General features: G+C 41.1%; 20 protein-coding genes. 4 read left to right on the top strand and 16 right to left on the bottom strand.

Annotation, left to right across the window (positions count from 1 at the left end; translation table 11 throughout):
• Positions 1-672 (bottom strand): TlpA family protein disulfide reductase, encoded by a 672-nt coding sequence (locus AC570I_RS21190; RefSeq protein ID WP_497407096.1) that lies wholly within the window; start codon positions 670-672, stop codon positions 1-3.
• Positions 673-1286: 614 nt separating this feature from the next.
• On the opposite strand from AC570I_RS21190, the gene AC570I_RS21185 reads away from it, so the two are divergent.
• From AC570I_RS21185 to AC570I_RS21175, 3 genes are all read left to right on the top strand, one after another.
• The gene (locus tag AC570I_RS21185; RefSeq protein WP_047800833.1) at positions 1287-1673 is read left to right on the top strand and encodes a helix-turn-helix transcriptional regulator; all 387 of its coding nucleotides are present in this window, start codon (positions 1287-1289) and stop codon (positions 1671-1673) included.
• A 58-nt stretch (positions 1674-1731) separates the two neighbouring features.
• Complete coding sequence (locus tag AC570I_RS21180) at positions 1732-2463, top strand: LytR/AlgR family response regulator transcription factor (protein ID WP_047800834.1); 732 nt, start codon at positions 1732-1734, stop codon at positions 2461-2463.
• Positions 2464-2667: 204 nt separating this feature from the next.
• Positions 2668-3834, top strand: coding sequence for a sensor histidine kinase (locus tag AC570I_RS21175; RefSeq protein WP_047800836.1), 1167 nt, complete (start codon positions 2668-2670; stop codon positions 3832-3834).
• Positions 3835-4210: 376 nt separating this feature from the next.
• Here the strand turns inward: AC570I_RS21175 and AC570I_RS21170 are convergent, their stop codons facing one another.
• From AC570I_RS21170 to AC570I_RS21160, 3 genes are all read right to left on the bottom strand, one after another.
• Entirely contained in the window at positions 4211-4906 is a 696-nt protein-coding gene (locus tag AC570I_RS21170; RefSeq protein ID WP_047800837.1) for a hypothetical protein, read from the bottom strand.
• On the bottom strand, positions 4906-10743 hold the full coding sequence (locus AC570I_RS21165; protein ID WP_497407095.1) for an FG-GAP-like repeat-containing protein: 5838 nt from the start codon (positions 10741-10743) through the stop codon (positions 4906-4908). Before AC570I_RS21165 ends, AC570I_RS21170 begins: the two co-directional genes overlap by 1 nt.
• A gap of 237 nt (positions 10744-10980) precedes the next feature.
• A complete protein-coding gene (locus tag AC570I_RS21160) occupies positions 10981-12264 on the bottom strand; it encodes a nucleotide sugar dehydrogenase (protein ID WP_047800839.1) in 1284 nt (427 codons plus the stop codon).
• Positions 12265-12390: 126 nt separating this feature from the next.
• Between AC570I_RS21160 and fcl the strand changes: the two genes are divergently transcribed.
• On the top strand, positions 12391-13317 hold the full coding sequence (gene fcl, locus AC570I_RS21155; protein ID WP_047800840.1) for a GDP-L-fucose synthase: 927 nt from the start codon (positions 12391-12393) through the stop codon (positions 13315-13317).
• Positions 13318-13364: 47 nt separating this feature from the next.
• On the opposite strand, the gene rfbA is transcribed toward fcl, so the two are convergent.
• The 12 genes from rfbA to AC570I_RS21095 all read right to left on the bottom strand — a co-directional run bounded on the left by rfbA (position 13365) and on the right by AC570I_RS21095 (position 24738).
• Complete coding sequence (gene rfbA, locus AC570I_RS21150; RefSeq protein ID WP_047800841.1) at positions 13365-14225, bottom strand: glucose-1-phosphate thymidylyltransferase RfbA; 861 nt, start codon at positions 14223-14225, stop codon at positions 13365-13367.
• Positions 14226-14261: 36 nt separating this feature from the next.
• Positions 14262-15116: a dTDP-4-dehydrorhamnose reductase gene (gene rfbD, locus AC570I_RS21145; protein ID WP_497407094.1), complete on the bottom strand. Its 855-nt coding sequence runs from the start codon at positions 15114-15116 to the stop codon at positions 14262-14264.
• Entirely contained in the window at positions 15109-15657 is a 549-nt protein-coding gene (gene rfbC, locus AC570I_RS21140; protein WP_047800843.1) for a dTDP-4-dehydrorhamnose 3,5-epimerase, read from the bottom strand. The genes rfbD and rfbC overlap by 8 nt, the downstream gene beginning before the upstream one ends.
• Positions 15657-16709 (bottom strand): dTDP-glucose 4,6-dehydratase, encoded by a 1053-nt coding sequence (gene rfbB / locus AC570I_RS21135; RefSeq protein WP_497407093.1) that lies wholly within the window; start codon positions 16707-16709, stop codon positions 15657-15659. The genes rfbC and rfbB overlap by 1 nt, the downstream gene beginning before the upstream one ends.
• A 156-nt stretch (positions 16710-16865) precedes the next feature.
• Positions 16866-17429, bottom strand: coding sequence for a DUF3109 family protein (locus AC570I_RS21130; RefSeq protein WP_497407113.1), 564 nt, complete (start codon positions 17427-17429; stop codon positions 16866-16868).
• A 2-nt stretch (positions 17430-17431) separates the two neighbouring features.
• Positions 17432-18205: a DUF3108 domain-containing protein gene (locus AC570I_RS21125; protein ID WP_497407092.1), complete on the bottom strand. Its 774-nt coding sequence runs from the start codon at positions 18203-18205 to the stop codon at positions 17432-17434.
• Between the two features lie 69 nt (positions 18206-18274).
• Positions 18275-18790: a DUF2480 family protein gene (locus AC570I_RS21120; RefSeq protein WP_316801178.1), complete on the bottom strand. Its 516-nt coding sequence runs from the start codon at positions 18788-18790 to the stop codon at positions 18275-18277.
• Between the two features lie 65 nt (positions 18791-18855).
• Positions 18856-20934, bottom strand: coding sequence for a peptidylprolyl isomerase (locus AC570I_RS21115; RefSeq protein ID WP_497407091.1), 2079 nt, complete (start codon positions 20932-20934; stop codon positions 18856-18858).
• A gap of 157 nt (positions 20935-21091) precedes the next feature.
• Positions 21092-21667: an LptA/OstA family protein gene (locus AC570I_RS21110; protein ID WP_497407090.1), complete on the bottom strand. Its 576-nt coding sequence runs from the start codon at positions 21665-21667 to the stop codon at positions 21092-21094.
• Positions 21667-22962, bottom strand: coding sequence for a BamG family beta-barrel-assembly machinery protein (gene bamG, locus AC570I_RS21105; RefSeq protein ID WP_053058475.1), 1296 nt, complete (start codon positions 22960-22962; stop codon positions 21667-21669). The genes AC570I_RS21110 and bamG overlap by 1 nt, the downstream gene beginning before the upstream one ends.
• Position 22963: 1 nt before the next feature.
• Positions 22964-23698 (bottom strand): type III pantothenate kinase, encoded by a 735-nt coding sequence (locus tag AC570I_RS21100; protein WP_497407089.1) that lies wholly within the window; start codon positions 23696-23698, stop codon positions 22964-22966.
• A gap of 125 nt (positions 23699-23823) precedes the next feature.
• Positions 23824-24738 carry a DUF6427 family protein gene (locus AC570I_RS21095; protein WP_497407088.1) on the bottom strand — a complete coding sequence of 305 codons (915 nt, stop codon included), beginning with the start codon at positions 24736-24738 and terminating at the stop codon, positions 23824-23826.
• Between the last annotated feature and the right edge of the window lie 33 nt (positions 24739-24771).

The raw sequence follows: 24771 nt of genomic DNA, 5'->3' as shown, positions 1-24771 counted from the left end.
TTAAGGCTTTTTTGGTGTTGAAGGATGTTTCGCTATATACCTTTGCGCCCTCCCTAATACGGCATTCAGGTTCGCAATGGTCAGAAGATCATAACCTGTAATAGCGACCACAACGCCCTGAGCGTTAATCCATATATAATGTGGGATGTAGTGATAAGGAAATGCATTTGCGAGATATACGTCGTTAATAATAGAAGTTGCGTTAATGTCAGGGACTTCTGTACGGATATTGGAAAATGTCCTGGTGATATTGGTAAGCGAATCGCGTGACCTTTTGGGATTTACCAGCACCACTTTAAAAAGTTTTGAATTTGCTTTCTGGAAGCTATCTAACAAGGGTATTTTTTTAATGCAGGTAGTACACCAGGAGGCCCAGAAATCAATGATGATAAATTTGCCTTTATCCCCTGAAAGATTGGAAACGATGAGTTTACCGTTATCGAAAATTTCATGGTTTCTATTCCAGAAATCGGTTCCCAACTTTTGCCCGACTTGTATCGGGACTGTTGTTTCAGTTAAAATTTGTGCTTCTGAAACCATTGGAATAGCGCAAAAGAACACAGCACTTAAGTAAGTGAGATTTGATTTTTTGATATCGAAAGTAGCATCCATAAACTTTCGAAAATTCAGGCATAGCAATGCCCGGTCAATAAAAAGCTTTAATTTTTTCATTGTTTGTTTGGTTGGTAAATAAAAATAAACGTTAGCTATAGGGATGCTTTGAACTCAGCAGGATCTTAAGAAACATTGGATGTTTCGCCTAAACTGCTTTAATAATAATTATTCAGGAGAACAGATGATAAGGCTCAATAAGATAATTTCAGCCCATTCACGAGTTGAAAATTGGGTTGAATTGTAGATGATACAAGTTCGTTTAGGTAGCCAGGTTCTTGTTAGAGAATAATCAAATTGTGATTGTAGTGCTTTCATGGTTAATATATTTAACCGAAAGACAAACGGAAAAGGGCCACCTTTACGCTGTATCTGCGACGAAGGTGTAGGACCACCACCACTTTGCAGCGGCTGAACACAGATATAGCAGGTGACCCAAATCCGTATGCTACGCAAAGATAGCATAGGAATTGAGTTTTTACCTACCACTTGTGTTCGAACGTCCTACTTCTCGTCACAAATTCTTTCAGTAATTACTCCATTCTACGAATGAATATTATGTATTTATAGTCTTTTAAATTAAAATATTTTGTTAGGACTAATATAAAGATTTTATCTCTACCTCGCTATGTACCTGTGATAATTTTTTTCTTTTATTGTTCCTTGCATGCATAATGCAGAACCAAAATCCAGAAGAAGAAAACATTAATATTGTGATTTCGCATTTGGACTATTTGTTGATTGAAAATGTGAAGCAACTTAGGTTGGCAAGAGAAATTTCTCAAGTTGCGCTATCACAGAAAATGCATTTATCTGAAGGTTTTGTAGGAAAAGTAGAGCTCCTGACCAACAGAGAAAAATATAATGTAAGACACTTTTTTTTACTGGCTGAGGCATTTAATTGCAGCATACAGGAAATTCTTCCTTTAGAAAGACCTACACATGATATGGTGAGGTTGACACTAAAGCGCACCAACAAAATTAATAAGGACGGTTCCCTATCCGCCAAAAAAATTACTGAAGTGATAGGAATTGAACCGATCAAGGCCAAACAGCCCTGATACGTATGCGAAGATGATTGCAAAGTCCAAAGCGACTAAACAATTTAAACTTTGAAATATGTTACCTTATAAATGCGTAGTGATTGATGATGACGATTCCGCCATTTCAATCCTGACTGATTACATTGGAGTGCATCCCAGGCTTGTCCTCCACAAGACCTTTACTGATCCTACATCTGCCCTGGCAGACATTAGCGTAAAAGACCAGGTAGATTTTCTTTTTGTCGACATTGACATGCCTGATATTACCGGGATTGATCTGGCGAAACGGCTATGGAATAAGGTCAGGTTTATTGTTTTTGTTACAGCCTTTAACCAGCACGCTATTCAGGCTATTGCCCTGAATGCTTCGGGCTACCTGCTCAAACCAATTTCAAAAGTCCAGTTCACCCAGGTGATAGCTGATACTCTAGACCATGAACGCAAAATAGTTGAAATATCCAAACGAGAAGATCCAAACTCTTTTTTTGTAGCAAACGGAGAAAGAAATAGCCGTAGCAGAATTAAAAAAGAAGATATCCTTTACATTGAGGGTTGTGGAAACTTTGTCAAAATTGTCACAAATGAAAACACAGAGCTGGTGTATTTAACGATGAAGGAAACAGAAACCGGTTTGGGTGGAAATCCCTTTTTCAGGATACACAATTCTTACATTATTAATGCTGAAAAGGTCTTGGAAACTACAGGAAACCTCGTCTATATTGGGGAAATCAAGATCGGACTGAGTAAGGCTTTCAGAGACAATTATCTGATTTACCTTGATCGCAACACTTTAAGATCTGACCGGTAAAACCGGCCAGATTACTTAAACCAACCTTTAGTGAATTTTCAGATTGACTATGGTTTCATTGGTTATGATAATTACGCTGGATGTGGTTGGATCCGTCGACACCAATGGGATGTTGGATTTCGATTTAAAAATAAACACAGTTTTCTTACTTAATTTTCTACGGGGTTCTTTCATGATGAAATCAAAAGACCCTCATTTATTCCTATGGAAAAAACTTTTTACACCGCTATAATCCGAGGCTACACAAAAGGCACATCAGACATGATGATCAAAATATGGAAATGGGTAAAAATCAACAGAATTCACTTTCTCGGATGGAGCTTATACATAGTTTTAGAGACTACGCTCGTGGGCTATGCCCATGAATTTGGTAAACCACTAAACTATACCTGGCATTACGCGCTGAACATCATATGGTTTTATATCAGCGCCCACTGGGTGCTTCTTAAAAACTTCGGGAAAAAAGGTAAAAAGCTATTGGTTTTTATTAGTCTGATGGCTTTACAGATTGTAGCCTTCGTCTTTATAAAGATGGCCATTAGCTTCATATTGGACAATTCACCAGATAATCATTTTCAACCCTATCTCATCCTGGTTAAGCATGAGTCTTTTATATCTTCCTTTAATGACCGTAAAGATTTGCTATCAAATTTGTGGCGTTGTTTACAGTTTATAGGCTTTTCATGCTTTTACTACTTATTCCTTTCATATCAGGCAAATCAAAAGAAAATAGAGGCGGCAGAAAAACAACAACTTCAGCATGACTTACAGATCAAGAGCATTGAGAGCGAGTTATACCTTGCGCAAAGCAATTATTTACGCGCGCAAATCAACCCCCACTTACTTTATAATACCTTAAATTTTATTTACGATAAGGCCAGAAAATATGATGATGAATTAGCTGAAGGCGTCATGAAGCTGGCGGAAATCATGCGATACAGTATCGACGAAACAAACACTGCTGAACATCTTGTGAAACTTAGCACAGAATTAAAACAGGTTCAAAACCTCATTTATGTAATGGGACTAAGAAAGGGAGGGCGGTTACACCTGAATGCAGAATACAAAGGTCAACTTGATGACTTTGAATTTCTACCTATTGTGGTGATTACTTTGGTAGAGAATATTTTCAAGCATGGTAACCTGAGTAAAGAACTGCACCCGGGATATCTGCTCATCGAAAAGACTACCCATAAATTCCGGATTTACACCCGGAATATGTTGAATACCGGAATACATTCATCGGGCACAAATCTGGGAATGAAAAACATCAGACACAGACTAGCCTTGGAATACAAAGATGCATTTAGTTTTAACTTCGGCATCGTGGAAGAAAACTGGTTTGAGGTAAAACTGGAGGTTAATTTGTAAGAATTAACGTATTTCACTAACTAGCAAAACTACCTTCCTCAAGAAAACCTGGTACCTGACTGTCCTCATATCCCTATTCTCTGAACAGTACAGGTAGCACAGGATTCCCCCTATCGCAGGGATATCTTCTTGCGTATACACAATAAATTCAAATGGTCATTCATAATGACCAACAATATGGGATGTTTTTAAGCTGTGTTAAAACGGGCTGTCGCTGGGATGATGCGAAGGGATAGTAGCCAGTTAAGTAACCTATCTGAAAGGTAGTAGGTTAATATGATCAAATATAAAAAACATTGCAGATAAATCAAAAGTTCTCAAAGCTATAATACATAGTAAATTGATATTTACCCTGAATGAAGTGTAAGGGTTGCGTTTAGTTTGTCCTAAATTGAGATATACCTGAAGTTGACGTATTTCCTTTTGAATCTTTTGTAACCACAATCCAATAATAAGTTGAATTATTGTTAACAGGTATATCGGATAAGCTATTCACACTAAGATCGTTTTTGTAAAGAGGCGGATTTGTTGCCGTACCAAAATAAACTTGATACGAAGTTATATCTCCATCAGGATCGGTCCCTTTCCAGGTTAGTGAGATTTTACCTGAAACCGGGGTAACCGTACTCCCAAGCAAAGGGGAAACAATTTCTGCAGGATATGGAGCATAAGATACTACCCCATTTCCGGCATTATAAAATTTCCATACTTCACTAGTAGCAATGGTATTGGTTTTGGAAGATTTGGTGATTACTTTCCATGAATATGGGGTATTTCGTAACATTTTGATTGTTGCAGTGGTACTTGTAGAAGTGACTACGGTAGCGCTACCTGTTTCGAGATTTTTATAATTCAGTTCATAACTGTCTGCATTTTCAGCCGCTTTCCATACAAAAGTAATCTGACTCTCTGTATCGGATAAAATCGTTCCGGTAGTACAGACTTCGTTTTGAAGGGGGCTTACTAATACTGCAGCCGTTGGAGCGGGTACAACACCATCTGGCGTTACCTCCTCGTCTTTTCCACACCCCACCAACAGCATCACACCTATCAATAAATATTTTATTTTCATTATTTTTTCAAAATTTTAGAGGTTATAGTCCCTGTTGCTGTCGAAATCTTAATGACATACATTCCGGGAATCAGGTGCTCAATGTCAATTTCAATGTAACCTTCATTTGCTCTTTTAGCACGGAAAACACGTTGACCACCCAAGCTAAATAGCTCAATATCAGCTTCCGGAGAGGTATTATCACCCATACCAATGGTTAATATTTTTTCGACCGGATTAGGAGAAAATGAAGCTTTTGCCGCCATTGCTAAAGTCTTTTTAATGACGCCCTGACAAGGCAGATCAGAGCTTACCATGAGTTTGTTAATCCCTGAAGCTAAAGGCAGCTTAAGTTCACTGTTAGTGGTTTGATAGGTTTTGCCATTGAGATCAACAAAATAGGTGTTTGCTCCAGACAAGCTGATGGTAACTGTTGGGCTCGTTGTACTGATATTCGTGTATAGGCTTAGCTCTTTAGGTTCCGAAATCACCACATCATAACATTGCTTATAGTTTGGTTGATCAGGTATGGTAATGCATAAATTATAATTGCCTGCATCGAGATTCGGGAGCTCGAGTATTGTAGAGAATTTATGTATTGAAGCTATTCCATTGACATTTAAGGTAGCAACATAATTCAGGTTAGTAGCAGCTGTAATTTTCAAAGTACCGTTCTTGCTTCCCCTACAACTTAATGAGGTGGTGGCAATCATGAAGTTTGAGCTCGGTAGGGTAAAAATGGTTTCAACTACAATCGGGTTAGACAAAACTGATAATCCATGATCGCTAATTTGTAATCGATAGCTTCCAGGGCTTGTCACTTTGAAGTGATCGTCCGAAGCCCCATCGATTACTACTCCATCTCTCATCCATTTTTTGTCTATTCCTTTTTGAATATTTGTAGAAAGCATTACAGACCCGCCCTGCGAAAACACAATAGGCCCGTCAGCGCTAATTACAGGTGTAGGAACGTAAATAAACCCATCCATAGCCACTAACCCGGCCAGTGTACTGACCGAAACAGTACCAGTGGCGCCCTCACCCGGAAAGGTTTTGATTTCAGTTGATGTAGCGGTAAACGACTTTGCTGCTACATTACCAAATGTTATTGATTGGAGGTGATCAAAGTTAGAACCCGAAATGGTGATCTCCATATCTTTTGTAGCAATTTTTGGTGTAAATCCTGTTATTACCGGAACAGGAAGTGCTGTAATTTGTAATAGTCGGGTGGCGTGCGAAACCTTACCTGAACTCAACGTGGCAGAGAATATAATCGTCCTGTCTCCGCTTAAATTTACGGTATTTGAATAATTAACTTTTCTAAGAGCATTTTGCCACTCTGTAACCGATGCGGAATTGCCTGCAGAACTTAACACGAGCGCTCCGTTTGCTGAATCGTAAGTCCCCGCAATATTCCCCATTCCTCCATCATTTTTAAATGAGAGGATATCTGCGGAATGGAGGCCTTCTTCGATCACTACATTACAACTGCTCATGATATCATTTCCTTTACTGATAATTTTTATTTCGGGATCTAATGCAACAGCTGTAAGCCTGCTGGTGTAGCTGGAGAACCCCGGGGATGTAGCTAGTTCGAGATCAAGAGCACCTAACTGGTTGATCAATATTGCCGGCGATACAAGATTCGAAATGTTGGTATAAGGAGCAAGAAGCAAATCGGCCCTGCCATCTAAATTGAAATCCGTAACAGCAGCTACCCTGAACATATTAGGCAACGTAACCGTTATTGGTTTATTAAAAGATGACTCATCAAGAATTCCTGGTATAGCTATATTCCTGAATAAATATATGGCAGGCTTGGATTCATCTTCACCAGCCAGGGCAAGATCGGGCTTTCCATCACCATCAAAATCAGCCGACTCGATAAACCTGACTGCCAGATTGTTAACAACGGTTTTACTTTCAGCGAAGTTAATACTGCCTTTGGTTGAAATATTGCGCATAAAGATTATGGAATTATACTGCGAGATAATCAAATCAGTTTTACTATCTCCATCAAAATCTCTTGCTGAAATATGCCCCACATACGAAGGTACTGCCCGGTAGAATGGGTTGGCAAATGAAACGGTACTCGCCCTGGGGGTACTGGTATTCCGGAATATACACAGGCGTTTGGTCCCGTGTGAACCACTAACCACCAAGTCTATCATCCCATCATTATCAAGATCGGCAAGCTCATATCCCAGATTACTGGAATAAGATGCGTCAATATCTAAAACAACTCTGGTATAGGGATCAAAACTTATGCTTCCTCTTTTTGAGTTGTTAAGGTAAATGCGTAGTGCTGAGCCAACATCGGGTGCAATAATATCAATCTTACCGTCCTGATTGATGTCTGCTAGAAAAAACCTGTAAAACCTGGTCTCCTCATCCAGTATATCCGAAAGAAAAGATAAGCTGCAATCTTTAGTGCAGGCATTTTCGAAAATGAGTATTGTGGACGAAAGCGCCAGAATTTCCGGCTTCCCATCTCCATCAAGATCGGCTATCTGAACCAGTGAACCGTTTTTGTTGGTCTCCATCTCTTTGGCGCTAACAAAGTTTTTGGGTAAACTCGTTTCATCACGCGATGCGGCTTTGAATATCTTTAACTTCGATGTATTTCTTGTTTCGCCGATGATGACTTCAGGAATACCATCGTTATCTAAATCCACGGCTGCGAGACCAGAAGAACCGGGATTATTGACATAGTTTTCCTGAAGTTTAAAGGCGGAGGAATCAAAATCCGTTCCTTTGCCATCACCTGATTGTACACTAAAATACTGGGTTGTTGTGGCCCGCAATTTGGTTTCGATATCGAGTACACTAATGAAGGAATAAACAGCACCTGGCGGTACCTCAACTACTAACTCACTGCTACTTCCGGAAAGTAAACGTGCACGCACATCGCCGAAGTAAATCATATTTTTCTCCAAAACCGGATTGAAATGATTTCCCTTAATTAAAAGCTTAGATTTAATGGTTCCTTTAGCTGGGGCAAAGGAGCTAATTACAGGTGGGGTATCAGTCTCAGGATGTGTGGTATTCTCAAAAATAACTAAATAGTTATTCTGGAATGTCCTGAGCACAATGTCTGCTTTTCCATCATTGTTTAAATCTATAAACCCCTCCAGACCAGGTGTTGCTATGATATTATCACCAGGATTTTCATTCCGGGCGTTAAACTTTACGTAATCCTGGTAAACCGGATCCTGCACACCAGACATCAAATTCTGATAGACATATAAGGTATCTTGATTGGCAGCCGAAAAACCATTTCTACCTCTGATAGCATCTTCTAACCCATCACCATTGAAATCTGCATAATCAATAAAAGATGTATTAAAAGTATAACTTTTATTTACCGGATACCCGATAAGGGTTTGTTGCTGCCCAAAATTAACATCTGTGCCCAAGCTATTGTTTCTATAATAATATTCACCATAAATCATGTCTGGCAAACCATCATTATTGAGGTCCTGATAGCGCACATTTATGGGGGGAGAAAGTGCGGGTACATGAACAAACAGACTGTCGCTTACCATACCTGGCTGGCAGTAATTTTTATAGATTTTGTAAATACTCCCTTCTGATAAATGTAATTCAGGCTTTCCATCATTTGTAATATCTATCATGTTCGCTTGTTTTGAACTGACCTTTACGAAAGTTGGCCGGGTCGAATTTTCGGTGGTGACATTACGCATTGGAAAAAAATCAATCTTGCCATCTCCGTCGATATCAGCCCCTAAACCTCCGGTGAGGGGTATGCCAACAGGTGGATTAAACATTATTTTTCCTGGTGTAGAAATATTTTTAAAATATTGAGTTTCACTATCGCCAGCAACAAGAATATCTACTAAACCATCATCGTCCAGATCTTCATAAGTTGCATCACCTTTGCTATTCGAAGTCAAAACCATCTTCTCCGCGAAGGTGGAACAATCCAACGCACCACTGGCACTGTTTCTGAGAATAGTTAAGTTTTGTTTGAAGTCGACACTTGCCATATCCGGAAAACCATCGTTGTCAAAGTCGATAAACTTCAATTTGTTTGTTCCTTCACCGGGTCGGTCCATGCGTATAGCGAATCGATAATCTGCCGCAGAGATGGGTACTGCCTTTTCATAGATATATCGGAAAGGCTGAGAAAATCTTGCCGTGCGACGGGAAACTTTATTCTGAACGCTAACGATAGCTGACGCTGCACCTGTGGGAATTTTGATTTTTAACTGTGTTGCGGAGGCTGATAGGATTTGTACTTTTTTACCACCCACTAAAACCAGATTATCATTGGCGCTTTTGCCAAAGTTATTTCCCTGAATAGTAACAGTTGCTCCCATCGAAGCAATCAAAGGTTCAACCGACTTAATCGTAGGTATAAGGGATTCCTTGTTTTTCCTAAAGGTGATCGTATTGTCGGCATTAAGGGAAATTAGGTCTGGAATACCGTCATTATTTAGATCTTCAGCGAGTAAAGCATAAGGTGTTTGAGCGAACTGATATAGGGTGATGATTTTGAACCAGCTATTGTTAGCAACTGAAAAACTAAAATCATTTTTGAAAACCGATACGCGATTGTCACTTTTACTCACAGTTACGAAATCAACCCTGCCATCTCCATCAATATCATTGGCAAGAACATCTTTGGGGTCTGCTCCGATGTAGTGTTTAGAAATAAGTTGGAGGGAGCTATTGGTAAAATTAGTAGAACCAGAATTTTGTTTATAAACATTCAGATATTTTGTAGTGCCAGAAATTGTGATAAGATCTTTTAAACCGTCCTGGTCTACGTCTCCAATAGCGAGCATAGAAGAACTTCCCACTTCCAGCTTGGTAATAGGGAATGAGGTACTGGAGAGTATATTATTTATTACCTGATTTGAAAAGATGCTTACAAAGGAATTAGAATTCCCTCCGGCAATAATTTCTGGCCTGCCATCATTATTCATATCTTCGATTGTAATTCGATTGAAACTACCAAACGCAGGTATGGTGGTGATATTCGAGAATGAAGCTGGAAGGATCTGATTTGGGGAGCATTCATTTTTATAAATTTGAAGATTTAGAAAACCTAACACAATGTCGGGCTTTCCATCTCCATCCATGTCGCCAATGGCCAGTTTTCCACCAGATTGTCCAAGAGGTATTTCTACCCGGGTAAACGCATCCGCTCTAAAACCTGATGTTAAATTATTTTTATAAATAGATATTAAACCACTTTCCAATACGATGATATCTTGCTTACCGTCTCCATCCATATCTGCTATTGCCACATTTTCAGACCCGGATTTTGTTTGTAAGCTGATTGTAGTGGTAAAAGAATTGTTATTCAACAGCTCAGTTCGTCCCATATTAGGACAGATGTATAAAATATTTGAACCCAAATTCACGTAAACCAAATCCTTCCTACCGTCGCCGTCTAAATCTCCAGCCGATATAGCAGAATTTGCCGAACCACCATTTCTGGAGGTTTCGATATCGAAATCAGAAGCAAACATCTTATCTTCACGCGGGTAGGTGGAAATAAAATACTTTGATGATTTGACTGATAAACCAGTGACGGTATTGAGTATGTTAAACGAACCGGTTCCTCCTGTTGGTGGGATGATAAAGCTAAGCTGTGTTTCTGTGGCGGCTTTTAACTGGACTTTTACGCCTGAAAAATAGACGACATTTTTGTCTACTGAAGAATTAAAGTTTTTTCCAGCAACATTCACTACGGTACCTGGCGCCCCTTTCTCCGGACTAAACGATTCAATGATAGGCGCTTGACAAAAGCCAATTGTAGGAATTAAAAAAAAGAGCAGATAAAGCGGCAGCAGACCTGATTTAATAGATCTTAATAGATTTGAAAGCATTAAATTTAATTCAGTTGGTTTATATAGGGAATTTGGAATTACCCATGCCTAAAGATAATGGAAAATATTTATCTTTTCACACATCGAATAAAATTCCATTGGATCATTTGCCCGTTCTAAATCCCTAGGTACCATAAGTGTTTAGATTTGATTTCGGACATTAAAAGGAGTAGATAGCTCAGTGTATAGATTAACCAGATAAAAACAAGAACTAGCTACCCATGCGTGGTAAGCAATTTACAACCTGGCATCAACCAATTCTCTTGGAACAAAAGATTTGGTATCAAAAATCACAGCACCTTCCTGTTTAAACTTTCCGTAATCAATTTCCAGAAACTGCTGATGTGCCACAGCCAGGATCACCGCGTCATAGCTTTTGATTGCCGCGGCTGGGATCAAATTGAATCCATATTCTGTTTTAACTTCTGTCGCATTGGCCCAAGGGTCATAAACCTCAACATTTAAACTGAAAGATTTTAATTCTTTATAGATATCGATTACACGGGTATTGCGGGTATCCGGACAGTTTTCTTTGAAGGCAAAACCCAATATTAATACACGTGCGCCATTGATCACTTTATTTTTAGCCACCATCATTTTGATGACCTTGTTCGCCACAAACATTCCCATATTATCGTTTACCCTTCTGCCCGACAGAATCACTTCAGGTTTATAACCCAGCGATTCAGATTTATGGGCCAGGTAATAAGGATCTACCCCGATACAGTGACCGCCTACCAAACCTGGCTTGTAATTCAGAAAATTCCATTTGGTTGCGGCAGCCGCCAGTACATCCGTGGTGTCAATCTCCATCCGATCGAAGATCAGCGCCAGCTCATTAACAAAGGAGATGTTCACATCGCGTTGCGCATTCTCAATGGCTTTTGAAGCTTCGGCAACTTTGATGCTCGGCGCTAAATGCGTTCCGGCTGTAATAATAGAAGAATAAAGTTCGTTTATTACAACAGCGATTTCTGGCGTGGAGCCAGAAGTAACTTTTTTAATTTTAGTAAGGGTATTCACTTTATCACCCGGGTTAATCCTTTCCGGCGAATAACCGCAGAAAAAATCAACATTGTATGTTAACCCTGATACTTGTTCAAGCACAGGCACACAGTCTTCTTCGGTGCAGCCTGGATATACAGTAGATTCGTAAATCACGATATCTCCCTTTTTGATTACTTCTCCGATCATTTTACTGGCTTCCAGCAAGGGCTTTAAATCAGGGCTTTTCTGCTGATCGATCGGTGTAGGTACGGTGACGATGTAGATGGAACAATTGGCAATTTCATCGAGTCTGGCAGTAAGGGTTAGCCCCATTGTTGCTGCCTTGGGCTGCAACACCTGAGCAAGCGCATGGAGATCAGCTTCGTGCGTGGCATCTTCCAAACGACTCAATTCGTCTACCCGTTTAGCATTGATATCGAAGCCATAAACGGAATAATGTTTAGCAAATTCAATGGCCAATGGTAAACCAACATAGCCTAAACCAATAACTGCGATTTGCTTTCCCTTGTTCATAGATGCGCAAATATATATAAAAAGGCATGAAGGGTGAAACGGGTACTGAGGGATGGAAATAGAATGATTTCATTTCCAAATTATTTATTAAATCTATGTACTTTTGTGTCCATTAAAAATATAACATTGGAAAAAAGCGCCAAAATTTACGTTGCCGGACATAGAGGTATGGTTGGCTCGGCTATTTGCAGAAAGTTACAGAGAGAAGGCTATACTAATTTGATCACAAGAAGTTCTTCTGAACTAGACTTACGTAATCAACAGGCTGTTGAGGATTTCTTCACAAAAGAAAAACCAGAGTATGTATTTCTGGCTGCGGCAAAGGTAGGCGGTATTATTGCCAACGACATATACAGAGCTGACTTCTTATTTGAAAATCTGGCTATTCAAAGTAATGTGATCCACAGCTCCTTCGTTCACAATGTTGAAAAATTGATGTTTTTAGGATCCAGCTGTATCTATCCTAAAATGGCGCCTCAACCCTTGAAAGAAGAATATCTATTAACCGGCTCTTTAGAAAGCACCAATGAGGCATATGCCATTGCGAAAATTGCAGGTATTAAAATGTGTGATGCATACCGCGACCAATACGGCTGTAACTTCATTTCAGTAATGCCAAGCAACCTATACGGCACCAATGATAATTACCACCCGGAAAATTCGCACGTACTTCCAGCACTAATTCGAAAAGTACATGAAGCCAAGTTAAATAACCAAAAAGAAATTGTGGTTTGGGGTTCAGGATCGCCGATGCGGGAATTCCTCTTTGCCGATGATTTGGCAGAAGCTTGCTATTTCTTAATGGAAAATTACAACGAGCCCAACCTAATTAATATTGGTACCGGAGAGGACCTGACGATTAAAGACCTGGCTTTACTCATCAAGGATGTATTGGGTTATGAAGGCGAACTGGTATTTGATGCCAGCAAACCGGATGGAACGCCAAGAAAACTGATGGATGTAAGCAAATTGCATGCGTTAGGCTGGAAACATAAAATAGACCTGCGCGAAGGCATTGCCCTGGCTTATCAGGATTTCGAAAGCAGATACTAAGCATAATAAAAAACAAAAAATCCCGAATGATTCGGGATTTTTTTATGCTATTTAATTTGCTTTAAGATATAGGCACCATAACCACTCTTAAGCAACGGTGTAGCAATTGCTTTAAGTTGTTCCGCATCGATAAAACCCATGCGGTAGGCAACCTCTTCGATGCAGCCGATTTTTAAGCCCTGGCGCTCTTCAATGATGCGCACAAACTCACCAGCCTGCATCAAGGAGGCGAAGGTTCCGGTATCCAACCAGGCCGTGCCACGGCTCAGCACACCAACCTTCAGTTTACCACGTTCCAGATACACACGGTTCACATCGGTAATTTCATATTCGCCACGAGGGGAAGGTTTCACATTTTTGGCAATTTCAACCACTTCATTGTCGTAGAAATATAATCCCGGAACAGCATAATCTGATTTAGGTTGCTCCGGTTTCTCTTCTATGGAAATCGCTTGTTTGTTTTCATCAAACTCCACTACGCCATAACGCTCCGGATCAGCTACCTGATAGGCAAATACCACGCCGCCTTCCGGATCAGCACTTTCCTGCAATAATTTCGACATCCCATCTCCGTAGAAAATGTTATCGCCCAATACCAAAGCTACTTTATCCGTTCCGATGAAATCAGCACCGATCACAAAGGCTTGTGCCAGTCCGTTGGGTTCTGCTTGTACCGCATAGCTGAATTTACAGCCCAGCGATGCACCATCTCCCAGTAACTTTTCGAAGTTAGGCAGATCATGGGGCGTAGAAATAATCAGAATCTCTTTAATACCCGCAAGCATTAAAGTAGACAGTGGATAGTAGATCATCGGTTTATCGTAAACCGGCATCATTTGCTTGCTGCAGGCAAGGGTGAGTGGATGCAGGCGCGTACCGCTACCGCCAGCTAAGATTATACCTTTCATATATGGAAATTAGATTTGAGACACTAGATGTAAAATTTAAGAAAGTTTATCGATACAAGCCACAAGGCTATCTCTCCAGTATGGAATGCTGATATTAAAAGTACTTTTGATTTTGCTTTTATCCATTACCGAAAAAGGAGGGCGTGTGGCTTTAGTAGGGTAAGCCGAACCGGGAATGGGATTGGCTTTTACCTGTGTGTTGCTGATATCAAAGATGGCTTTTGCAAAATCAAACCAGCTGGTTACCCCTTCGTTGCTGTAATGGTACAAACCGTAAGCGGTTGAGCCGGAAGCAATGATATCGAAAATGGCATTAGCCAGGTCGATGGCATAAGTGGGTGTACCCACCTGATCAGCAATGATGTTCAATTCATCGCGCTCGGCACCGAGCTTTAGCATCGTTTTTACGAAGTTGTTGGCGTATTCTGAATACAGCCAGCTGGTACGTAAAATGAAATGCTGCGGCAATAAGGCCATCACCGCTTTTTCGCCATCCAGTTTGGTTTGTCCGTATACACTAATTGGCAGTGCTTCGTCATCTTCCTTCAATAGCTTGACCTCATTTCCGGCAAACACGAAGTCAGTGGAAATGTGCACTAAAGTAGACTGATGCGCAGCACAAGCCAGGGCCAGATTAGCGGCACCGGTTTCATTCACTGCTTTGGCCAGTTCCACTTCATCTTCTGCTTTATCTACGGCGGTATAAGCGGCACAATTGATGACGAAAGCTGGTTTCTCTTTTTCAAGCAGGCTGTTTAAGGCTTCCTGATCCAGGATATTGGCATCTGCTTCAGCAGGAAATATCATTTCGCTAATGCCTCTGCGTTCGGCAACGGTTTTTAAACATTGGCCCAATTGCCCGCCGGCACCAATCACTAATATTTTACCCATGTTGTAATTCAGCAAATGGTTTTAAAAGCATGTCTTTTTCGGAGATCGACTCCATTCCGGCTGGAATCAGCCAGTCTATATTCAAATCCCTATCATTATAAATGACACCGGTCTCTGAAGCTTTATTGTAAAAGTTGTCGCATTTGTAAAGGAACTCCACAGTTTCACTTAATACGGAAAAGCCATGAACAAATCCACGAGGGATATACAACTGCAATTTGTTTTCGGCACTCAAACGTACGGCCACATGCTGTCCGTAAGTCGGAGAACCCGGACGAACATCAACCGCTACATCCAATACTTCTCCTTTGGTTACACGCACCAGTTTGGCTTGTGCAAAAGCACCGGTTTGGGCATGTAAACCACGGATGACACCGTAAGATGAATAAGATTGATTGTCTTGTACAAAGGCACCGGAAAGCCCCGTTTTATCTTCAAACGTTTGTTGATTAAAGCTTTCGAAAAAATAACCACGTGCATCATCAAAAACCCTTGGCTTTAAAATCAGACAGTCTTTTATTCCTGTTTCAGTAATTTCCATTATTTAGCGCTGTACTGTTGCTCGTAGTAAGATTGATAGTTTCCTGAAGTTACGTTGTTTAACCAGTCTTCGTTTTGTAAATACCAGTCTACCGTTTTCGCTAAACCTTCTTCGAACTGTAAGCTGGGTACCCAGTCTAACTGATTTTGCAATTTGCTCGAATCGATAGCATAACGCAAATCATGTCCGGCCCTGTCGGTTACATAAGTAATCAGCTTAGCGGATTCGCCAGCTTCACGGCCCAGTTTCTGGTCCATGATGGTGCATAGCAAATTGATCAGGTCGATATTTTTCCATTCGTTGTGTCCGCCGATGTTATAAGTATCACCGGTTTTTGCATTGTGGAAAATCACGTCGATGGCACGTGCATGGTCTTCCACCCATAGCCAGTCGCGTACGTTTTCACCTTTACCGTAAACCGGTACCAGTTTGTTATTTTTAATATTGTTGATGGCTAACGGAATCAGCTTTTCAGGAAAGTGATGTGAACCATAGTTGTTTGAACAGTTTGAAATCACACAGTCCATACCATAAGTATCATGGTATGCCCTTACAAAGTGATCGGAGCTGGCTTTGGAGGCGGAATACGGACTATGTGGATCATAAGCAGTAGTTTCCGTGAACATGCCCTCTTCACCCAGTGCGCCATATACCTCATCCGTACTCACATGGTAGAAACGTTTCTGGTCGTAAGCACCTTTCCACGACTCACGTGCTGCATTTAATAAGTTTACCGTACCAATCACGTTGGTCATTACGAAAGCAGTAGGATCTGCAATAGAACGGTCTACATGACTTTCGGCAGCGAGGTGAATGACTGCATCAAAGTTTTCGTTTTTGAATAATTCGAAAATGGCACTGGCATCAGTGATATCTTCTTTAACAAAACGGTAGTTTGGTTTATTTTCGATATCGGTTAAGTTGGCGAGGTTACCGGCATAGGTAAGCGCATCTAAATTAACAATTTCGTATTGCGGGTAGTTGTTTACAAAACGACGAACGACGTGAGAGCCAATAAAGCCTGCACCACCTGTTATGAGAATTTTTTTCACTATATTATTTGAGTTTCAGGTGGCTAAATTAACACAGATAATGCTAAAAGTCAATGTTTTTGGCTGGATAGATGGTCGAATAGCCCTATTTCGCCAGATTAAGAACTGAAAAGGCTCAATTAACAGGTAAAATGAATAGAGTAAACAATAAAGTATCTACATCGCGGCAACCGAACTTTCCAGTTCCTGATACCAGGCTTCGCCATACTTACGGATAAGTGGTCCTTTAAGGAAACTGTATACCGGTACTTTCAGCTCGCGGCCAAAGGTACAGGCATCATGGCAGATGTGCCACCGGTCGTAGTTCAGCACATCAAACTCCGGATATTTGGTGATGCGGATGGGGTATAAATGGCAGGAGATCGGTTTTTGCCAGTCTACAATGCCTTGTTCATAAGCTTTCTCAATCGCACATTTGGTAATGCCGCCTTCAAATAAAACATAGGCGCACTCTTTGTTTTTATCTACGCAAGGGGTGGTTAAGTCGCCGTCTTCATCTACCACATAGGTCCCTTGTTCTTCAATGGCTTTGATGCCCTTTTCGTTGAGCAGGTGTTTGATTTTAGGATAGATTTCTTCGAGTATTGCGGTTTCATCATGATCCAATGGTGCCCCTGAATCGCCCTCCACACAACAAATGCCCTTACACTTGCTTAAATTACATACAAAGTTTTCTTTTAAAACGTCTTCGTGCACCAGCACCTGTTCCACTTCTATCATCATTATTCTTTTGCTAAAGCATATTTAAGCCCATCGGCCGATTTCAACTCCATTGTAACCGCACCCACCAGGATTTCGACCTGCGCTTTCACCGGAACACGGTTCCCATCATCGGTGACCCAAAGATACAAACGACTATCCTTTTTAAAAATACGTCCAGGCTTAATAGATGGACTAAATTTTAAACACCGGATGTTTCCCAGCTTACTTTTAACGGTTTCTTTACCAACATATTCCACTTCGAGCGCAGAGATTTCATCCTGCAGGAAATAGTTCAGCTTAAACTTGTCGCCCACTTTGAGCTTGCTGATGTCCAGACTGCGGGCAAAATAATAGGCCGATACCAGATCAAAGGTCTGCGTGGTTGGGGTGGTAAAGGTACCCCGGTTGGAGACTACCTTTTTGCCGTCCTGATTAAAGCGTGCCTTATCCTGGCGTTTATAGCTGGCTTCACGGATGTTCTCCTGGTAAAAGTAGGGCAACAAATCAGTTCTATCGATATAGGAGTCGTAATGGTCCCTGATTTTGTAAAAGACATCAAAGGTGCCGGAGGTTTCCGCATCTACCGTGAGTTTATAAGTGGGCCTGCCGTCGAACTTCAGATCGGAGTTGGTCACTTTCAGTGTACCCTCGGCCGCGGTAATGAAGCCGTAGCGGAGTTTGTACTTGAGTACCTCCCCTTCCTGAAATACAGGTTCCTTTTTAATGGGGAGCTCCTGCGCCAGACTCGTCAGGCTAAGGAGAATCCCGGTGAAGATGAATAGTATTGGTTTCATTTGCGTGTGTGTTTGCATGAAGATATGCAAAAAGTAAACCAAATTCCAAACAGCATGAACAAACTCAGGCTAATCCTTCCTTTTGAAGACCGGCACGGTAGAGCATGGCTCTCCAAACATGATGCTCTTCACTACCGGTGTAAGCAGATTCGTAATTTCTACATAAGCAGAAACCGGTACATCGATGTCGCCACACCCTTTTACCACTACCCTTTCGTTGGCGTAGGCTTGAGGATCGATTTTAGATAAGGCCTTGGTGGCCAGAACAGCTTCGAGGGTATCAAGGGTGCCGAATACCACTTCGTTAGCATAAGGTTTCATTTTATTGGCCAGCAGCATATAGGCCCAGGTAGGTACGATAGCATCGGCTGAGCAGAAGATGGCAACATTTTTATCCTGGTACTGGCTCCAGTCGTGGGTTTTGATGAACTCGCGGAAATCCTTTTCGCGCAGCATTAAACCATGGAAAAGATTATCCTTGATATCGTAAAGTACACGCTCGCCTTTATGATAAAAGTCTTCGAGGTTTAAAGTGATTAAACCACTGTTAGCTACTTTGTTGATGATGTTTTCCTGAATGTCCATGGCCTGTAAATAAAAAAACCGTTCCGAAGATCTTCGAAACGGTTACAAAATTACGTATTTTCTGTCTAATAGAATTTCACACGATTGTCTTTTATCTTGGCATTATCCTGTAAAGCCTGGAAAGCTGCGCCTAATGAACGCTGACCTAAGCTTAACAACATGCCTTCTTTTTGTTTGTACATGTTGGCAATTGGTGCAGGATTAGTGAATCCATCTACCGAGAACACATATACACCACGCTCGCCTTGTACCGGTGCAGATACTTTACCTGGCTGCGAACCGAATACGCTACCAACCAATGCATTTTCCTGTGCCACACCTGGAATTACCGGGTTAGCAAATACAATGTTCGATACCGGACTTACCTGACGCGCAACTTTCGCTGCAATCTGATCTAAGTTTCCTTTTCCGGCAGCAGCTAATTTCTCTTTTAAAGTTTTAGCTTTTACATTGTTGAGCACCATCGGTTTGATATCGTTTTTCACATCAGCCAATGATAAAGTACCTTTCGGACTCACACCTGTTAAGTGTGCCACAACATATGAATCGCTCATGCTGTAGATTTCAGGTAATACATCACCTTTATCGGCTGCGTAAGCATCCTGGATTAATTTACGTGGGTTATCTAAACCTGCAGCGAAGCCCTGAGTAGCGGTAACGCGGTCGGCCAGAGCCACTTTTAATTTCTTAGCACCTGCCACTTTAGCAAAATCACTTCCTTTAACATCGTTTAAGAAGTTACTTGCTGCTTTATAAGCGGCATCTTTGGTTTTGCTGCTTGCAGTAAGTGCTTTCTCAACGTAAGCCAGCTTAGCTACTTTAGAAGAACCGATTTGTTTTTCAATTTTAAGGATGTGTACACCAAACTGAGATTTTACCACTTTAACATCGCCAACCTGGCCATCAAAAGCAGCATTCTCAAATTCAGGAACCATAGCGCCACGGGCAAAAGTACCCAGCTCACCACCTTTATCTTTAGAACCATCTACACTGTATTGTTTTGCCAGTTCAGCAAAGTTACCGCCTTTAGCGATTAAGCCTTTTAATGAATCGGCCAGTTTGATGGCTTTATCTTCACCACCTAATTTAGCTGCATCTAATAAAATATGGCTCGCTTTAACCGAATCAGGAGAGAAACGCGTTTGAACCACTTTAACAATTTTATAAGAGTTACCTGATAATTTCGGACCGTAGAAGCTGCCTGCAGGTAAATTGAATACTGCTGAATCTAATGCCGGATCGCCTAATTTACCTTTTGAAAGGTAAGTGAAAGGAACCTTAACATCAGAGTTGATGGCTGCGAACAGTGAATCGTTTTTAGCCACCTGGAAATCTGCAGCCAATTTATCTACCTGTGCTTTTGCAGCCAGTGAATCTTCTTTGGTTGGATTGATGCTGAAAGCAACATATTCAAAAGCGCGTGTTTCAGTTGGATTGTTGAAACGTGCTTTGTTCTGATCGTAATACTCACTGTAATCTGCATCTGTTAGTTTTACAGAAGCATCAGGAATAGAAGTATAATCAAGGCTTACATATTTGAAGTTAGCCAGCTTATTACGGTTGTTGTACTCATCGGTAGCTTCTAATGAAGTTACATACACAGAGTTTTTAATCAGGTTGCTGTATTTGGTTTGCAAAGCCTGGTTGGTTACCTCTTGTTGTAACATGTTCGATTGCTGTATCGCTTGTGCTTCTTTTGATTTTAAGAAGTTCATCAGCGTAACGCGATCAATCTGTCCGGTTTGAGGGTTAGAGAAATATTGTTTGATTAAAGGGCTTGGGTTTGAACCTTGCAATAAATCAAGTAATTCATCTTCAGAAACAGTTAATCCTAAACGCTCGTATTCTTTTGTTAACAATACTTTACCCAATTCAGCATTCCAGGCCTGATCTACAGCCATAGCAGTCATTTGTGCATTCGCACTACCGCCATACTGTTGTTTCATCTGGTTAACACCCTGATCTACTTTCGGTCCGAAGTCATCGATACTGATATCGTTGCCATCGATAGACCCCACAACTTTCTGATTTGCCGACCAGAAAGGCTTACCCACGTTAATTGCATCGCCTACTAAAAATGCAACAATTGCAAAACCTATCGCAAAGACCAGGATATAGCCTGCACGGTTACGCAAAAATGTCATTAATCCCATATTGTACTGTATAAATTTATTTAGTTTTTTTAAGAGGGCGCAAGATACAAATTTGCCTTAAAAAAGAAAATACAAAATTTTATTTATCAAGAGCTTAGTTTTCAGGAGTATCAGGTAGCCAGAATCAGGTATCAGAACTGGATTCGGACTAAGGCGCTACACCCTCTTTCATGTTCAGCTCCCCGCTACCTGTTTCCATTTCATAGGTACTGAAATCCTGGGGTGCTTTGAAGTTGATGCCATTACCGACATTTCCGTCAACACCTTTTACAAATACCCTTTGATTGGAATAAAAGATTTTTTTCTGCTCGTCCCAGATGAGTTCTTCTGAAGTGAAGGTATCGCCTTTGGCGCTCTTCACCACTACGTTTTTACGGAATTCGGTTTTGAGTTCCTGGTCTTTACGGATGGCGTAGTCGCACACGAGGTTACCATCAATCTGGCCGTTCTCATTATAGAAGTCGATCTTTACCCCTTTGGGCATTTCCTGGTAGATGGCTGCATTAACCGGAGTTACCTTATCAAGCACGGGTGCGTAGCCCTGCGCTTTTACCCTTGCCGAATCACTGTAAATGATATCAACACCCAGCGTCCTGTCGCGCGCAACATTAACTTTTTTGGAAGAAGCAACAGCATCGGCTTTTTTTAAATCATCATCTCCACACGATGCCAGAAATAAAGGCAGGGCAAAGATTAAACCATATAAAAAAGCCTTTCTGATCATTAATCTACCCTGTATCTGCGGAACCAGGTATCGTTAAGTGTAAAACCTAAATGGAAATTGATGTACTGTTCTTTAACCAGGTTATTGTTTAAAGTACCGCGTTGACCAACTTCTGTAGTGAAGTTGATTTTATAAAAGGCAGTACCCCCGTTTGCTGATGGCAACGGGAAACCAAAACCTAATGAAGCACCCATTTGCTTAATATCCTGATTGTTGATTTGAATATATGTTTTATCGTAAGATACCCCTAAACGGTAATCTACCCTTTTCATATAATTGTTATACGAATAGGCATCAGGCGTAAATTGTCCACCTAGCGATGCACCCCAACTGTTTTGTAAGCCTTGGTTTGTACCATTAATAGAAGTGGCTGACCATTTGCTCATTCTGAAATCGGCACCCACCATCCATTTATCATTTTGCTGAATGGAAATACCAAAGTTATGTGTTAATGGTAAAGTGATGTTTGATGATCCTTTATCCACGCTGCTCAGGGTATCAATTGCCGTTTGCTCGTTTCCGCTCGCATCTCTCAGGTAACGGGTAGCATAGAAATTCTGGGTGGTATTGATTTTACCTTTGTAGCTTCCTGAATAACCTAAAGTAACGAGGGTCTTTTTACCTACATTGAAATCGTATTGAAGTCCGTATGAATAGTTGATACCGCCCACGCTGTTTTTATTTTGCAATTTAGCATATACGGAAGTGGCATCGTAAGGGTATTCTGTAGCCCTGGTGGTTTGCAGGTTACCGAAGATATACTCGATGTTTGCACCGATCCTGAAGTGATCGCCAATGCGGTGACCGTAACCGAAGTAAGCTTTAGATAAACCACCTTCGCCTTCGTAAATCTGGTCTACAGTGGAAGTATCAACCTTGGTTCTGTTGCGGTAAGAGTAACCCAGATCAGAGTATGGCAGGATACCAAAACTAATGGCCGAGTGCCTGCTTACCGGTGTAGCAAATGCCAGGTGACTAAATGTAGAGTTAAAGCTGTTCTCACTCAGACTGCCTTTTTGCAGGTTAGTAAGACTGGCATTCATACCGATATCGATGGTGGTTAAGGTAATGCCCGCATAGGATGACGGGTTTTGCATATTGATGTAGTTAAAACCACTTACCTTATTTACTGCAGTAGAAATTCCGCCCATTGCCCTTAACTGGGGAAGCAATGAACCTTTGATATTTCCTAATCCATATCTTGAATATGGTGATGATGTGGTAACCTGTGCATGAGCACCTAAACCACAAACTAAAACGAGTATGGCTGCAATATAATTTATTCTTCTGTACATTTTAATCTGCAATAGCTTCATTTAATCCTTTTAATACTAAGTAGGGATCATTAATAATTTGCGGGGCAAAGATGCTGTTTTGTAATTGCTTATACAAAAATTTAGCGTCGCCACCTGTTAAAATCACCTTTAAAGTACTTTCTTTTCTATTATTTAGGGCGATGAAGCCTTCAATTTCATTTATTACCCCTTGCAATACCCCGTTTTTCATGGCCGAAGCGGTATCTGTTCCGGCCTCAATCTGGTCTCTTTCACTCCACTCTACCAAAGGCAGCCTGCCGGTAAATTCGTGCATGGCTTTAAAGCGCATGGCAATACCGGGACTAATGCTCCCCCCGAAGTAGGCTTTACTGCTGCCCAGCAAATCGTAGGTAATGCAGGTTCCGGCATCGACAACCAAACTGGCCGAATTGGGATACAAGCTATGGGCCGCTAAAACAGCTGCCCACCTGTCTAATCCCAGTGTGGCCGGTGTAAGGTATTTATTCTCTACGCCGTTGCTAAGCTGTGTGGAAAACCGGGTATAAAGTGTGTGTTTTTTCAAATACTCTTCCAGGGGTTTAATGTCCTGATTCACACTGCTAATGATTGATTTTTGAGGAGAGAACTTCTCGATTAGTTGTGCCAGATCAAGAATACCCAGTTTAGTTAAACGTTGATGGTGTACCACTTCGCGATGCTTAAAAATGGCAACCTTCGCTGATGAATTCCCAATATCGATGCTTAATTTATGCACTTAATATCCCTGTCTGCTAATTATTAAATCATTAGAAATTTAGAAAAAACACAGCATAACCAAACTTCATGGCACAAAGCTATCAATCTTCTTCAAGTTTCGTCCTGGTTTTTTGTTAAAAAAGGTTAAACAAAAAGAAAGTACTGCACCGAAAGCACGAACAACAGGAACAGCGTTTCGTAAAACCACCGCTTTTTGGCATTGGAAAAATAATAGGCTAACAGCACTGCGCCCGGTGGTACGCACAGTAAAAAATGCCAGGTCCGGAAATCAGGCTTGAGGTAAAAACTGGCTGCTGCCACGATGAACATGAAGAACAGGAGCTGGAAGGCTTTCCGGGTACTGATAAAACTGCGGAAGAAGTTTTCGCGAAGCTGTAATGATGCCAGAATGATGATGATGGCCACAGGGATCAGCACCAGATAATCGTTATAATTGATTTTGAAAACGGATGGAAATTTATTACCCAGTGGTTTCCAGATCTGGTAAAACAGGCTTAGGTTATCATTCCAGTAGTAAAAAACGGCCAGAAAGAAAAAGACGGTCAGAAAACCGGTCACGCCGGCAACCCACTCGCGCCAGCTGAACGCCCGGAACAGCAGCAATGCCAGAAAAATCATCACCATCATGACCATGAAAGGGAAATAAACCAGCGTGCCCAAGCCGATGATCATTCCGATATCAAATACCGTAGTAATGGAATTAGCACTCTTCCCCAGTTTCAGGAATTTATCAATGATCCAGATCAGCAGAAAATTGCTCACCAGTGCCGGGCTCAAAATCATAAAGGGCATGAAGAGACTGGTTCCGGTAACAAACATTAGCGCCGGCAGAAAGCTGGGCTTTGCCAGTAAGTTGTGGTTGTTTACGACATAATTGAAAGTTAATGCCTGAATAAAAACCAGCATAGACGCAATGGCAATGTTGGTAGATGGGTTAAAAGCATTGTCGAGATCGATATTGATGAGCAGCCGGGCAAAGGGCTCCAGAAAGTCAAAATTCAGCTGTGGCGGCACCTCATAAAAAATGGCTATTCGCATAAAAATTGTATATGCAAACAGCAGCAATATGTT

Source organism: Pedobacter sp. A2324 (assembly GCF_059693705.1).
The sequence above is the reverse complement of the archived record's forward strand: the minus strand, read 5'-3'. Positions and strand labels throughout refer to the sequence as shown.